The sequence below is a fragment of the Halorubrum sp. Atlit-8R genome, assembly GCF_003666025.1.
In the GTDB taxonomy this organism is placed as follows: domain Archaea; phylum Halobacteriota; class Halobacteria; order Halobacteriales; family Haloferacaceae; genus Halorubrum; species Halorubrum salinarum.
The window spans coordinates 1-439 of sequence record NZ_QPLV01000079.1; the positions used below are offsets into that span (position 1 = coordinate 1).

The following is a 439-nucleotide window of genomic DNA, read 5'->3' on the forward strand; positions in this document are numbered from 1 at the left end:
CCTGACCTCGGGTGATGCGGCAATATTAGCCTGAGTATGCCCCGAGAGACGACGAAAGGGATTCAGAGAACGGCCGTCTCGGTGGGTTTCAGTCCGGTATCCAACGGAACCAGCAACAACATCCGCTACCCCGGACATGGGGCGAGGGGTGCGAGGAGGGGCGGACCTAAATCCGCGGCCCGGAAACGTGGGGGCATGGTAGACGTGGTCTCTCCGACGTGGCTCGCGGACCGACTCGACGACGTGCGCGTGGTGGACGTGCGCGACGGCTGGGAGTTCGACGGCATCGGACACCTCCCCGGCGCGGTGTCGATACCCTTCGACGAGTTCCGAAGCGCCGACGGCGACGTGGGGATGCTTCCCGGCCGCGACGCGTGGACCGACCTCCTGTCGGGCGCGGGCGTCGCGGCCGACGACGACGTGGTCGCCTACGACGACA

The 439-nt window shown here is 67.2% G+C and carries 1 protein-coding gene; it reads left to right on the plus strand.

The window, feature by feature from the left end:
• Positions 1-195: 195 nt before the first annotated feature.
• Positions 196-439 (plus strand): rhodanese-like domain-containing protein (locus tag DVK05_RS16655; protein ID WP_255409721.1); only part of this gene is annotated, 244 nt, incomplete at its 3' end.